12 protein-coding genes, 3 tRNA genes and 1 rRNA gene are annotated in these 12,055 nt (G+C 50.2%); 13 read left to right on the forward strand and 3 right to left on the reverse strand.

The genetic code is table 11. The features are described from left to right. The 4 genes from R2K26_RS14575 to R2K26_RS14590 form a co-directional block, all read left to right on the forward strand. Positions 1 to 80 (forward strand): 23S ribosomal RNA (locus R2K26_RS14575); the annotation flags it as partial. Between the two features lie 268 nt (positions 81 to 348). Continuing rightward, positions 349 to 750: a hypothetical protein gene (locus R2K26_RS14580; RefSeq protein ID WP_316523288.1), complete on the forward strand. Its 402-nt coding sequence runs from the start codon at positions 349 to 351 to the stop codon at positions 748 to 750. Then, the gene (locus R2K26_RS14585; protein ID WP_316523289.1) at positions 734 to 1,222 is read left to right on the forward strand and encodes a GNAT family N-acetyltransferase; all 489 of its coding nucleotides are present in this window, start codon (positions 734 to 736) and stop codon (positions 1,220 to 1,222) included. Before R2K26_RS14580 ends, R2K26_RS14585 begins: the two co-directional genes overlap by 17 nt. 62 nt (positions 1,223 to 1,284) lie before the next feature. Further along, positions 1,285 to 1,836, forward strand: coding sequence for a GNAT family N-acetyltransferase (locus tag R2K26_RS14590; RefSeq protein WP_316523290.1), 552 nt, complete (start codon positions 1,285 to 1,287; stop codon positions 1,834 to 1,836). Between the two features lie 292 nt (positions 1,837 to 2,128). On the opposite strand, the gene R2K26_RS14595 is transcribed toward R2K26_RS14590, so the two are convergent. From R2K26_RS14595 to R2K26_RS14605, 3 genes are read right to left on the reverse strand one after another with little or no spacing between them, the layout of a single operon-like run. Next, positions 2,129 to 2,704, reverse strand: a complete 576-nt coding sequence (locus tag R2K26_RS14595) for an ATP-binding cassette domain-containing protein (RefSeq protein ID WP_316523291.1) — start codon at positions 2,702 to 2,704, stop codon at positions 2,129 to 2,131. After that, positions 2,688 to 3,515 (reverse strand): ABC transporter permease subunit, encoded by an 828-nt coding sequence (locus R2K26_RS14600; protein WP_316523292.1) that lies wholly within the window; start codon positions 3,513 to 3,515, stop codon positions 2,688 to 2,690. Before R2K26_RS14600 ends, R2K26_RS14595 begins: the two co-directional genes overlap by 17 nt. Beyond that, positions 3,490 to 4,575 carry an MqnA/MqnD/SBP family protein gene (locus R2K26_RS14605; protein ID WP_316523293.1) on the reverse strand — a complete coding sequence of 362 codons (1,086 nt, stop codon included), beginning with the start codon at positions 4,573 to 4,575 and terminating at the stop codon, positions 3,490 to 3,492. Before R2K26_RS14605 ends, R2K26_RS14600 begins: the two co-directional genes overlap by 26 nt. A 306-nt stretch (positions 4,576 to 4,881) precedes the next feature. On the opposite strand from R2K26_RS14605, the gene R2K26_RS14610 reads away from it, so the two are divergent. From R2K26_RS14610 to R2K26_RS14650, 9 genes are all read left to right on the forward strand, one after another. Then, positions 4,882 to 4,956: transfer RNA gene (locus tag R2K26_RS14610), tRNA-Gly, on the forward strand. 45 nt (positions 4,957 to 5,001) lie between these two features. Next, positions 5,002 to 5,078 (forward strand) — tRNA-Arg (locus R2K26_RS14615). 4 nt (positions 5,079 to 5,082) lie between these two features. Further along, a tRNA-His gene (locus R2K26_RS14620) sits at positions 5,083 to 5,159 on the forward strand. Between the two features lie 138 nt (positions 5,160 to 5,297). Next, a complete protein-coding gene (locus R2K26_RS14625; RefSeq protein WP_316523294.1) occupies positions 5,298 to 5,804 on the forward strand; it encodes a 2'-5' RNA ligase family protein in 507 nt (168 codons plus the stop codon). A gap of 522 nt (positions 5,805 to 6,326) precedes the next feature. Next, positions 6,327 to 7,283 (forward strand): ABC transporter permease subunit, encoded by a 957-nt coding sequence (locus R2K26_RS14630; protein WP_316523295.1) that lies wholly within the window; start codon positions 6,327 to 6,329, stop codon positions 7,281 to 7,283. Positions 7,284 to 7,333: 50 nt separating this feature from the next. After that, positions 7,334 to 8,239: a carbohydrate ABC transporter permease gene (locus tag R2K26_RS14635; RefSeq protein ID WP_316523296.1), complete on the forward strand. Its 906-nt coding sequence runs from the start codon at positions 7,334 to 7,336 to the stop codon at positions 8,237 to 8,239. A gap of 95 nt (positions 8,240 to 8,334) precedes the next feature. Further along, positions 8,335 to 9,996, forward strand: coding sequence for an extracellular solute-binding protein (locus tag R2K26_RS14640; RefSeq protein WP_316523297.1), 1,662 nt, complete (start codon positions 8,335 to 8,337; stop codon positions 9,994 to 9,996). Positions 9,997 to 10,147: 151 nt separating this feature from the next. Further along, on the forward strand, positions 10,148 to 11,224 hold the full coding sequence (locus R2K26_RS14645) for a Gfo/Idh/MocA family oxidoreductase (RefSeq protein ID WP_316523298.1): 1,077 nt from the start codon (positions 10,148 to 10,150) through the stop codon (positions 11,222 to 11,224). 28 nt (positions 11,225 to 11,252) lie between these two features. Further along, on the forward strand, positions 11,253 to 12,026 hold the full coding sequence (locus tag R2K26_RS14650) for a ThuA domain-containing protein (protein ID WP_316523299.1): 774 nt from the start codon (positions 11,253 to 11,255) through the stop codon (positions 12,024 to 12,026). Positions 12,027 to 12,055: the final 29 nt, after the last annotated feature.

Below are 12,055 nucleotides of genomic sequence, written 5' to 3' on the forward strand. Positions count from 1 at the left end.
CTACAAGGTTGATAGGCTGCATGTGTAAGCACGGTAACGTGTTCAGCTTGGCAGTACTAATAGGTCGAGGGCTTGACCATAATCCTTCTTGGTTCAAGATTGCGCTTTCTTCTCCCATTGAACTCTTGCTTCTCCCTTTATTCAGTTTTCAGGGTATATAAACCTACAGGATACACAAATGTGTATCCTGTTTTTTGTTATATTGAAAACGATAGCACGTTTAAAATGCGGTTTTGTCCAAAGTATAATAATAAAGAAATTTGGGCTGCGAGGAAAATACGTTGACAATTGGTGACACAGTTACAGGGCGTTTGTGCCATGTTTGAATGATGTGAAGGAATGCTGATTATGGTGCGGATCGAATTTTTGGGCGCGTGGAAAGACGAGGACGTGCAGGCTGTGCGGGACGTGACGGTGACAGGCATTGAAAAAAACCTGAAAATTTCGGTTTTACCCGCATATTTTAAAGAGGAATATTCTTCAATAGAAGAAAATTGCTTGGCTTTCTCCGAAAATTGTATGAGGAACGAAAAAATTGCACCTGTGGAGTGTGATGGGGCAGAACAACGGATGAACGGTGTGAAAATCACGATCTCGCTGTTTCCGGCGGGGAACGGGCGTATGCGGCGGCAGACTGCGCAGGAAATCACGAAAAATATTGCGCTGAAGACGGGAATACCCAAGGATAATATTTCGGTCACGCTTGATGCGCCGCCGCAGGAGAGGAGAAGCTATGCCGAAGAACACTGAAAACTTTGAGATTCGCACACTTGGACGTGATGATTACGCGCAAGCGGCGGAAATTTTTGCGTTTGTGCATGCGTTGCACCAAGCAAATCGCCCGGATATTTACAGGAAGACGAATGTCCCGCTCGGCGAAGACGAATTTTTCAAAATGTGCGATGACCCGCACGAAATCATGCTGTGTGCGGTGCGAGACGGCAAAATTTTAGGGCTTGCCCGCACGGTAATGCGGGGAAATGCCGGGGATGCGGTTACTTTGTCGCGTGTGCGAGCGGTTATGGAGGAGCTGGCTGTGTTGCCGCAGGCACAGGGCATGGGCATCGGCACGGCGCTGCTGTATGCGAGCGAGGCGGAAGCGAAGCGCCGCGGTGCGGAATCTTTGGAGCTGATGGTGTGGTCGTTTAATAAATCGGCGATGCGGTTTTATGAAAGCGCCAGCATGACGGTGCGAAGCCTTGTGATGGAAAAGAAATTGTAAGCGCACAAGTGTTATGTAAACCAAAAGGAAAACGGCGCTTTAGCCGTTATGGAGGCGATAACATGGAGGAAAAAGTGATTTTTGCGCCGAAAACGGTGAAAATCAAGGGTGGCGAGATTTTGATCCGCCTTTTGCGGGAAGAGGACGGGTCGCAGCTTGTACTTGAAGAGCAGGCGCAGGGCTGGGGCACGACAACGGAGAAATTTGAGACGCGTTTGCGCGACTTTGCGGACGGGAAGTGCATTCCGCTTTGCGCGGAGCTTGACGGCAAGCCGGTGGGGTATGTCAATTTGTATACAGAGCCGAGCGGGCCGTTTTCGGGCACAAATTGGCCGTATATTGTCGATTTTGCGGTGCTGGAGCGTGTGCGCGGCAGGGGTGTCGGCTCGGCGTTGATGGACGCGGTGGAAGCGTTGGCGGCGGAGACCTCGGACACGGTGTGCCTGGGGGTGGGTCTGCACAGCGGCTACGGTGCGGCGCAGCGCATGTACGTGCTGCGCGGGTACGTGCCGGATGGTTCCGGCGTGTGGTACGAAGGACACGTGTTAGAGCAATACGTGCCGTGCGTGAATGATGACGAGCTGAATCTATTCCTTTCTAAGAAGCTTTTTTGATGTATTGTGTGGCAATTTAAAATAGAAATAGATACAATAAAAAGCCCTGCATTCTTTTTCTTTGAAAGATGAGAATGCAGGGCTTCGTTTGTTGCATTTTATGGATTTGCTATGCAGAAACCCCCTTAATAGGGTTTTCCACGAGCAGACAGTCCACTGAAGCGTCTGCTCTCCTTTCCTGACTTTATGCAGGCAAAAAAATTCGCTTTCTGCGGAAAGCGACCAACTTTTTGAAAAAGTTGGATCAAAAACTTTTAACGTTGCGGCGCGGTGATTTACGGCAGTGCGCAAATCATTTTTCCGTTTCCATCTCGATGATTTTGACGGCTGCTAAATCTTTGGCATCGCGGGGATCGTGGGTGACGAGGATCGTGGTGCGGTTTTTGAGGTTTTCTTTTACGAACTGCATGACTTTTTCGCGGGTCAGATCGTCGAGACCTTTAAACGGCTCGTCGAGCAGGACGGCGTCACCGCTTGTCAGCATGGCGCGGACGATGGAAACACGCCTTGCCATGCCGCCGGAGAGCTGCACGGCGTTCTTTTTGAGGTCCTCGGGGTCGAACCCGACCTGCAAAAGCGCTTTTTCTGCGGCCGTTTCCGTGCACCCGGCGGCGACGGAAATGTTTTTGGCGGCGGTGAGGTACGGCAGCAGCCGGTCTTCCTGAAACACGGCGCTCGGCTTTTGAAAGCCATGGATTTCGCCGGAATCCGCAGGCAGAAGATTTAATAAGACGGAGAGCAGCGTGGTTTTGCCGCAGCCGGAGCGCCCGGAAACGGCGGTGACTTGGTGCTCCGGAAACTCGGCGGAGAAATTTTTGAGGATTTCCGCTTCACCGCGCTTTACGATGAGATTATGCACGCTTGCCATTTAACACGTCCTCCATTTTGAGCTTTTTTAAGACCAACCGCAGCAAAAACATAAAAAGCTTTTCAAATGCGACGCTGACAGCGACGACGACGACCGTCCACGCAAGCAGCTCGCTTGTCTGCAAAAAGATTTTGGCCTGATAAAACACCGCGCCGATGGAACCGTCCGGCGTGCCGATGACCTCGGCGGCGATGCCGCTTTTCCAACATAGTCCGAGCGACACGGAGCAGGCGGAGACGAAAAACGGCGCGACGGCGGGCAGGTAGATGTAAAGCAGCTTTTTGCCGACTGAGAGCCTGAAAACCTGCGCCATTTCGAGCAATTTTTCGTCTGCGCTGCGGATGCCCTCTAAGACGTTCATGTAAATGACGGGAAAGACCATCAGCATGGAGATGATGACGGACAAATTTTTTCCGGAAAACCACAGCAGCACCAAAATGATGAACGACGCGACCGGCGTGGCTTTAATGACGGCCGTGATGGGGCGCAGGAGAGTCTCAACGACCCAAAACCGCGAGGCGACCCACCCGAGCACCGTGCCGAGCGTGAGCGCGGTGAAAAATCCGCCTAAAATGCGCGCAGCGGAATACCACACGGTCTTCAAAAAATCGGGGTCGAAAATGACCGTGAACAGCGTTTGTACGACCTTTACGGGCGAGACGAGCACGAGCTCAGAGCCGACGCAGAGGCTGACGACATGCCACACCAATAGCCAAAAAGCCACAGCGCATGTGGCGGCTATGGCTTTCTGTTTCTTTGTTTTCACTTTTTTCTGCTTTGCGGGGTTATTCCGTATAGTAGAAAGCGTCATCGGGCAGCGTTCCTCCAACAGACTTCGGGTCGGCGTCAAAGAGCACCTGTAAATAGCCGGAGACCTTCTCCTTCATCTCTTCACCCTTGATGAAGTGGATGTTGCAGCCGGGCAGAGCCCTTAAAGCAATGGGCTCCTTCGGTACGATCTCATACTGTGCGATGAGCTTTGCAGCGTCTTCCGCATTCGTCTCGGTATAGTTGATGGAAGCTTCGTATTCTTCGAGGAACTTTTCAACGGCGGCGGGATTTTCCTCCAGCACATCGGTGCGGATGATCGTGACGCCGGTGACGAGCGTACTGCCGTTATCGAGCTTATCCCACTCATCGGTGAGGCTGAGCGCGATGCGGAGCTTGTCGTTCTGCATCATAGCGGTGGTGACGAACGGCTGCGGCAGCACAGCGATGGCGTCATCGGTCTCGGCAAGCGCTGCGGCGACCTCGGTCGCTTCGGATTTATACTCGATGGTCACGTCGGTCTCGGGATCGATACCGTTTTCGCGCAGAATGTAGTTGAGCGCAAACTCCGGTGTGGTGCCCTTGCCGGTGGAATAGATTGTCTTGCCTTTGAGGTCTTCAACGGATTGGATGCTTTCACCGGTCTCAACGACGTAGAGCACGCCGAGCGTGTTGATGTCGAGGAGCTTGATGCCGCCTTCGGTCTTATTGTACAGCACGGAAGCGAGGTTGCACGGTACGTTTGCAATGTCGATCGTCTTATTCGCAATGCCGGCGGTAATTTCGTCTGCGGTGCCGTACATCGTGACGTTGTAGGTGTTTGCGGTCTCGCCGTTTTCGGCGTCCTGCATCAGCTTGACCATGCCCATGGTAGTCGGTCCCTTGAGGGAAGCGACTTCATAGGTGGCGGGGGTGAATGCCTCCGGCGCTTCGGTGGGTTCGGCGGTCGGTTCAGCCGTAGGCTCGGCGGTGGGCTCTGCCGTGGCTTCAGCGCTGCTTTCGGAAGATGTGCTCTCGGAGGAGGCGGCACCGCTCTGGCCGCAGGCTGCAAATACCGTCATGCACAGCAGCATGGCGAGCAAAACAGCGGTTATTTTCTTCATTTGAAACGGTCCTTTCTTTTGCGGCATTCCGCCGCGGAAATCGTTCGGGAGTTTGTCTCGGCGAACAGTATTATCGTAGCACAAAAGGGCGCGCATTGTCAACGAATTGTCAATTTTCTGCGCGATTTTTCTTTTGAAAGCGGAAGGGAATTTGTGTGGCGGTTTCACACACGAAAGCAAAATTTGAAAACTTCCCGTTGTCGGGAATAAAAAGGGTGCCCGGCGCGAAAAATATACGAAAAAATAGAAGAAAACAGGTTGACGAACGGAACCTTCTGTGCTATAATCATCAGTGTCGCAGAATATGCGGGTGTAGTTCAATGGCTAGAATCCCAGCCTTCCAAGCTGGTCGTGTGGGTTCGATTCCCATCACCCGCTCCAACCCGCAGAAAAGGGACGATTGCCTTGGGCGGCATAAAGAGATATGCGCCAATAGCTCAGCTGGATAGAGCAACTGCCTTCTAAGCAGTAGGTCAGGGGTTCGAGTCCCTTTTGGCGCGCCATATGGTGGATGTAGCTTAGCTGGTTAAAGCGCCAGTTTGTGGCACTGGAGACCGTGGGTTCGAATCCCATCTTCCACCCCATGAAAAAAGACCTCTGTCGTTTGACAGAGGTCTTTTTGTATACAGAATAGCCAAAAAGCGGAACGGTTATTCTCCTTGACACAAAGGAAACGGCATGATATATTTCAAATATATCATTTGGGGAGGGATTCTCATGCTGTGCGTGATTGCAAAGATCGACCCGAAGTCCAAAGCACGATTTTTGAAGCTGCAAGGGAAAATAGAAAAACTCGGCATCTCGGTGAAAGCGCTGCACGGGCACATTACCTTGTGTCGTATATCGGCGAAGACGAGGCGGTGTTCATCGCGTCTTGTAAGGAGATATTATCCAGTTACAAGGTGTTCCCAGTGTGTTATGACAAGATAGAGGTTTTGGCTTCCTCCTGCATTGTGGTGGCTTCGCCGCGCAAAGAGGGGGTGCTGGAAGCGGTGCAAAGGAAGATTGCCGAAAAATGGGCGAAAGACTTGCCCGACTACATGCAGGCAGATGTGTGGCATCCGCACACAACACTTTTGCAGGATATGCAGGCAGACCTTGGGAAAATCGCGCGGCATTTGGAAGAAAACTTTGAGCCGTTTTGTGGCGAGGTGCAGACGATCGAGTTCTCCCGCGTGGAGAAAGTTGGGTATACGATTGTGGATACCGTAGAATTGCCGAACGCGTAAGCCGCTACGGAAAAATCTGTACGGTATTTGACAAATTCGGTTCTTCGTCCTATAACTGAAATAAGAAGAGTGCTGCCGATAGACGGTCAGCCCTCGGTATTATGGATTAAGAAATAACCGCTATCCTTTGATATGTGCCCGGTTTTCCGGACACAGGTTCAAAATTGAAAAATTAGGTTTCCGTTATGGATGCTTTCCTGAATTTAGAGGGAGGCATCCATTTTGTTTTAGATCGGATCCTCTATTGTTGTAAAAGCAAGAATCAAATCTTTAACTTAGCCGATGGCTTTTGACGGTTAAAACACAAGCGGAAAACGAGTGTTTCCGGGCGGAAAAGGTACTCCTTTTAAAAGACTTTTATCAAATTCGAATAAATATCGGGTGAAAGTAGATAAAAAGTGGTAAATAATCATAAATTCAGCCATTTTGTTTGCAGGGCTTACGCTTTATAATATTGGCACAACATCCAATTTGACAAGTGCAAGCTTTGTCAGAGACAATGGAGAAAGGAAGATGAGGGTTATGACAGAAAATCCAATGGGAAGACAGCGGTCGGGTTGGCGGTATAAGCTATACCGAGCTGGCAGAGGGATTCGACGGAATTGGGGATTGTACTTGTTGTTACTTCCGGCGGTCGTGTTGCTGTTTTGCTTCAACTACTTGCCCATGTACGGCGTGCAAATTGCGTTCAAGGATTTTTCTCCTTCACAGGGAATTCAGGGAAGCCCTTGGGTGGGACTTGCGAATTTTCAGAAATTCTTTAACTCATTCCAATCTAAAAACCTGATTTGGAATACGGTGAGCTTGAGCTTGTATAGCTTGATTGCGGGCTTTCCGTTCCCCATTATTTTAGCTCTGATGGTCAACCAAATCCGAGTGAAACGCTTCAAGCAGGTTTTGCAAGTGGTGACCTATTTGCCCCACTTTATCTCCACAGTGGTCATGGTGGGCATAATGTTGATTCTTCTTTCCCCCAGCAACGGAATCTACGGAAATCTGGCCCGAGTGCTTGGCGTTCAGAATCCGGCCAACATCATGGGAGAGGCGAGCGCCTTTCAGCACGTCTATGTGTGGAGCGATGTGTGGCAACACGCAGGTTGGGACAGCATTATCTACATTGCGGCGCTGGCAGCGGTGGATCCCTCTTTGTACGAGGCGGCAACGGTGGACGGTGCCAGCAAGCTCCAACGGTTGTGGCATATTGATCTGCCTTTCCTGATTCCTACTGCAGTGATCCTGCTGATTATGCGTGCGGGCAATGTGATGAATCTGGGATTCGAAAAGGTGTATCTCATGCAGAACCCGTTGAACACCAGCATCAGCGAAGTAATCTCCACTTATGTATACAAAATCGGTATGATCAGCAATCAGTACAGTCTTTCTGCGGCAGTAAACCTGTTCAACACCGTTATTAACTTTGTATTGTTAATTCTGGTCAACGGATTTTCCAAAAAACTTGGAGACACAAGTTTGTGGTAAGCGGAGAACGTACGGACTGAAAATTTTTAGCGAAAAGAGGCGGATGCATTATGAGCGCACAAACAATACATAAATCACAAAAAGTGAGCAAGGCAGATGTTGTTTTCAACATTATTCTGTACGGAATCTGCGGCTTGATCTTGCTGCTGATTGCGTATCCTCTCTACTTTATCATCATTGCGTCTTTTAGTAACCCTTCTGAAGTGTCTAACGGCAACGTGTGGTTCTGGCCCAGCCAGTTCACGCTGGACGGATATAAAGAGCTGTTGCGTCACGGGAGTATCTGGATGGGTTATTGGAATACCATCCTTTACACGGTAGTGGGAACAGCCCTCGGCCTGATTGTCAACATCTCTGCAGCATACTCTCTGTCTCGCAGAGATCTGGTAGGCCGCAAGATAATCACGGTTTATTTCATATTCACGATGTTCTTTAACGGCGGCTTGATTCCTACTTACTTCACCATTCGAGATTTTCATTTATATGACACATTCTGGGTTATGGTTTTGCCTTTCTCCGTAATGGTGTACAACATGATTGTGGCCAGAACATTTTTTGACTCCAGCTTGCCAAAGGATTTGTTGGATGCAGCACAGATTGATGGCTGTGGGAACCTGCGATTCTTTTTCTCCATCGCTCTTCCCCTCTCCAAAGCCGTAATCGCTGTAATTGCTCTTTACATTGCCGTGGCGCAGTGGAACTCTTACTTTAATGCTCTGGTTTATGTACGCAGCGAGAACTTAAAACCGCTGCAGCTGGTGGTGAGAAATATCCTGATCACGAACCAGTCTTTGGTGGGTGCCGGTGACGGCCTGGCTGCTCAGGAGGCCATGCGTTTGGCAAATTTGATGAAATATGCCGTTATCATCATTACCACCGTGCCGATTATGTGCATGTATCCCTTTGTACAGAAATATTTCAGTCAGGGCGTAATGATCGGCGCAATCAAGGGGTGAGTTTTCTCCCCGAATCATTCTGTGACGTTACCTTGGGAATATACCCTGAGGATTTCACCGTCAAATAAAAAATCCTATAGTGAGGAGATGCAAACATGAAAGAAAAGTGGACAAAGCTAGGAAAAAGCCTGATCTGTTTGGCCCTGGTTACCTCCATGCTGGCAGGCTGTGGCGGCGGTGGCAACAGCAGCTCTAGCAGTGGGGAACAGACAAGTGGCGGCACTTCAGGTGAGGTTGCAACAGGGGACGATAACTTCAATGAGACGGGCTTGCCTATTGTCAAAGAACCCGTGGAGTTAACTTTCCTTTACGTCAAAGGCGCCAATACGATGGATTTTAAAGACAACGCCATGTTCCAGCAGATGGAAAAGGACACCAACGTCAAGATCAACTGGCAGTACGCAGGCGATGCGGACTGGTCTGAGCAGAAGTCGCTCTTGCTGGCCAGCGGTGATTTGCCCGACGTATTCTTCGGAGACAATGCTCTGAAGGATAATGACATTGCCACCAACCTTGACATGTTCATTCCGCTGGAAGATTATGTGGAAAAGTATTGCCCCAACATCAAGGCGGCTTGGGAGGCAGAGCCCACTATGCGTCAGATGGTTACCAATCCGGACGGCCATATCTATACGCTGCCCGGTAAGAAGCCTATGCGTCCGAAGGGCTGCGATACGCCCTTTATCAACAAGGCATGGCTGGATCGTTTGGGCCTGGAAATGCCCACCACCGTGGACGAGTGGTACGAAGTGCTGAAGGCCTTTAAGGAGCAGGACGCCAACGGCAACGGTGATCCGAACGACGAGATTCCTCTGACCGGCAGCGCTAAGACGAATCTGTTTGACTGGATCCGCTACATCAACCCCTGGGGCCTCACGGACAGCTTGCAGGAGAACTTCCTGGCTTTGGATCAGGAGACGCTGAAGCCCGTTTTCATTCCGGCTGACGAGCGCTATAAGGAAGCAGTTGCTTTCTTCCATAAGTTGTACGCAGAAGGCATTATGGATCCGGAGTTCATCACGCAGGATGGTTCCATGTCCGACGCAAAAATGAAGAACGCAGATGTATCTCTGGTAGGTACCGGTATCGCTTGGGAAACCTCCTCTGCTACTCAGCCTCATTCGGACGAATATGTTGCGATGCCTCCGCTGGCTGGTCCGAACGGCGACCGCTACATCCGCGGCAACGATGAAATCATCATTTATCATCGCAACGAGTATACCATTACCACCGCTTGTGAGCATCCCGAAGTGGCTATGCGTTGGGCGGATTACTTCTCTACCGATGACATTTCTGTCCAGTCTTACTGGGGCCCCTACGGTGTGGTGCTGAATAAGGACGAGGACGGCAACATTACCTTCTTGGATCCTCCCGAAGGGAAGAACGGTGACCAGTGGTACTGGGAGATTTCTCCTCGCGACTACGGTCCGAAGTATGTGACCCCCGAGTTTGAAGCGAAGATCACTCTTCCTGAGGATAGCGGCGACGGCGCTAAATTGAAGGAAGACGAGATTATGAAGGAATTTGTGGCAAAGCCCTATCCTGTTGTGAACTACACCGCTGAACAGTCCGAAGAGATTTCCTCTCTGACGGTGGACATTTACAAGTATGTTAACGAGACTTGGGCCAACTGGATTGTCAACGGCGGCATCGACGAGCAGTGGGATGCCTATGTGGATCAGTTGAACCAAATGGGTCTGGAGCGTTTAATGGAGATTTATCAGGAAGCTCTGGATGTTTACAATAACGCGGGCTAATGGGCAAATATTGATTTGTTGAGATTTTAGGAAAGCTTTCGAGCAGGACCTGAAGGCTGTTCCGGCCTTCAGGTCTTGCTTTGCTTTATCTTTATCGGAAAAATCCAAGAAATCAGATATGGAGAACAACAGACAGTGTTGGAGGAGTTTCATGGAGAAAAAAGTATTTCGCGTGGGAAGCGTAGGAATTGGAGGAATTTCTCGAGGCGTTCACCTTCCCGGAATTCACAAAAGCCCGGATCTGGAACTTGTGGCCGTGTGCGATCTAAAGCCTGAGCGTATGGAGTACGCCAGAAATACATACGGTATTCGAGAAGATCACTGCTTTGCGGATTATCACGATTTGATTGCCTGCCCGGATGTGGATGTGATTGACATTTCCACTTCCAACAACGCCCACTTTGAGGTGGCCAAGGCAGCTATTGAAGCCGGAAAACCGTTTTGCTTGGAGAAACCTGTCACCTTAACAGCGGAGGAGGCCGACATTTTGGCCAAAGCCGCACAGGAAAAAGGAATTCCCAATATGGTGTGCTTTTCCTACCGCTTTAAGGCTGCTGCCCGCTACGCCAAGGAATTGGTGGAGAAGGGAATGTTAGGCGACATTTATCACGTTTACATGCAGTATCTGCAGGGCGGCGGCGGTCCGTCCTATGATTTGCCTCGTTCTTGGAGATACCAAAAAGAGCTGACCGGAACCGGCGCACTGGGCGATTTGGGCTGTCACGCTCTGGATTTGGTAAGTTTTGTCACCGGTAAAAATTACCGGAAGGCTGTGGGACATACGGATACTTATGTGACCCAGCGCCGTCTGGAAGAGGGCGAAGGATACGGTCCGGTAGATGTAGATGACTTCTGCCATTACTTGATGGAGATGGATGGAAAGACCTCGGCAAATTTCTCTGTCACCCGATTTGCCTATGGCAGAGGAAATTACCAGCGCATGGAAATATACGGGAGCAAGGGCGGCTTAGTGTACAGCTTGGATGTTACGCCCGGTGTAGATGAATTAGAGGTCTGCTTTGGCTACCCCTATGACAGGTCCGGAATCTACACAAAGCTTCCCATTCCCCAGCGTTTCCAGTGCGATCAGATGCAGTCCTTTGCAGATATTCTCAACGGGTGCAGTGATGGCATGGCTGCCACCATTCAAGACGGCTGCCGCATTCAGCACGCATTGGACGTAATTATCCGCTCTGCGGAAGAAGAAAAATGGCTACCCTGTGATTAATTCATTATATGTGAGGAGTTTTTTTGAAATGGCAATTCGAGTAACTGTTTGGAACGAATACCTCCATGAGGTTCAATTCCCGGAAGTGGCTGAGGTGTACCCCAAGGGAATTCACGGCTGCATCGCAGACTTCCTGAAAGAAGCCGGTATGGATGTGAAAACCGCCACGCTGCGAGAGCCGGAACACGGACTGACTCAGGAGGTTGTAGACAATACGGATGTATTGATTTGGTGGGGTCACATGGCTCATCAGGAAGTGTCGGATGAGATTGTGGATCGCGTTTACAATCGTGTTCTGGAAGGAATGGGCCTTATCGTCCTTCATTCCGGCCATGCCTCTAAAATCTTCCGGAAGCTGTGCGGAACGGATACCTGGAAATTGAAGTGGCGTGAGGACGGCGAGAAGGAAATCCTTTGGGTTGTAGATCCCAGCCATCCCATTGTAGACGGTCTGGACGAGAAAATTATAATTCCGCACGAGGAGATGTACGGCGAGCGCTTTGATATTCCCCAGCCGGATGAGCAGGTGTTTATCAGCTGGTTCGAAGGCGGAGAAGTGTTCCGCAGCGGTTGCTGCTGGCATCGCGGAAAAGGAAAGATTTTCTACTTCCGTCCGGGCCATGAGGTGTTCCCCATCTATCATCAGCCGGAAATTCAAAAGGTGATTGTCAATGCGGTGAAGTGGGCAGCGCCCATCCGTTTCCCCAATACCACCTTTGGAAATCCCGCACCCATTATGCCCGTTAAGGGAGAGATGGAGCATAGCGTTCAGGGGCTTCACGAACAGAAGAGCATCTCCTAAAAAGCAGATGTGTTTCTCTCTTAATATCT

It is taken from the genome of Neglectibacter sp. CSJ-5, assembly GCF_032490475.1.
In the GTDB taxonomy this organism is placed as follows: domain Bacteria; phylum Bacillota; class Clostridia; order Oscillospirales; family Acutalibacteraceae; genus Hominenteromicrobium; species Hominenteromicrobium mulieris.

What these genes read in the sequence shown, in the direction of transcription:
- R2K26_RS14580 (WP_316523288.1), top strand. Translation starts at nt 349, where the DNA reads ATGGTGCGGATCGAATTTTTGGGCGCGTGGAAAGACGAGGACGTGCAG.
- R2K26_RS14585 (WP_316523289.1), top strand. Translation starts at nt 734, where the DNA reads ATGCCGAAGAACACTGAAAACTTTGAGATTCGCACACTTGGACGTGAT.
- R2K26_RS14590 (WP_316523290.1), top strand. Translation starts at nt 1,285, where the DNA reads ATGGAGGAAAAAGTGATTTTTGCGCCGAAAACGGTGAAAATCAAGGGT.
- R2K26_RS14595 (WP_316523291.1), bottom strand. Translation starts at nt 2,704, where the DNA reads ATGGCAAGCGTGCATAATCTCATCGTAAAGCGCGGTGAAGCGGAAATC.
- R2K26_RS14600 (WP_316523292.1), bottom strand. Translation starts at nt 3,515, where the DNA reads ATGACGCTTTCTACTATACGGAATAACCCCGCAAAGCAGAAAAAAGTG.
- R2K26_RS14605 (WP_316523293.1), bottom strand. Translation starts at nt 4,575, where the DNA reads ATGAAGAAAATAACCGCTGTTTTGCTCGCCATGCTGCTGTGCATGACG.
- R2K26_RS14630 (WP_316523295.1), top strand. Translation starts at nt 6,327, where the DNA reads ATGACAGAAAATCCAATGGGAAGACAGCGGTCGGGTTGGCGGTATAAG.
- R2K26_RS14635 (WP_316523296.1), top strand. Translation starts at nt 7,334, where the DNA reads ATGAGCGCACAAACAATACATAAATCACAAAAAGTGAGCAAGGCAGAT.
- R2K26_RS14640 (WP_316523297.1), top strand. Translation starts at nt 8,335, where the DNA reads ATGAAAGAAAAGTGGACAAAGCTAGGAAAAAGCCTGATCTGTTTGGCC.
- R2K26_RS14645 (WP_316523298.1), top strand. Translation starts at nt 10,148, where the DNA reads ATGGAGAAAAAAGTATTTCGCGTGGGAAGCGTAGGAATTGGAGGAATT.
- R2K26_RS14650 (WP_316523299.1), top strand. Translation starts at nt 11,253, where the DNA reads ATGGCAATTCGAGTAACTGTTTGGAACGAATACCTCCATGAGGTTCAA.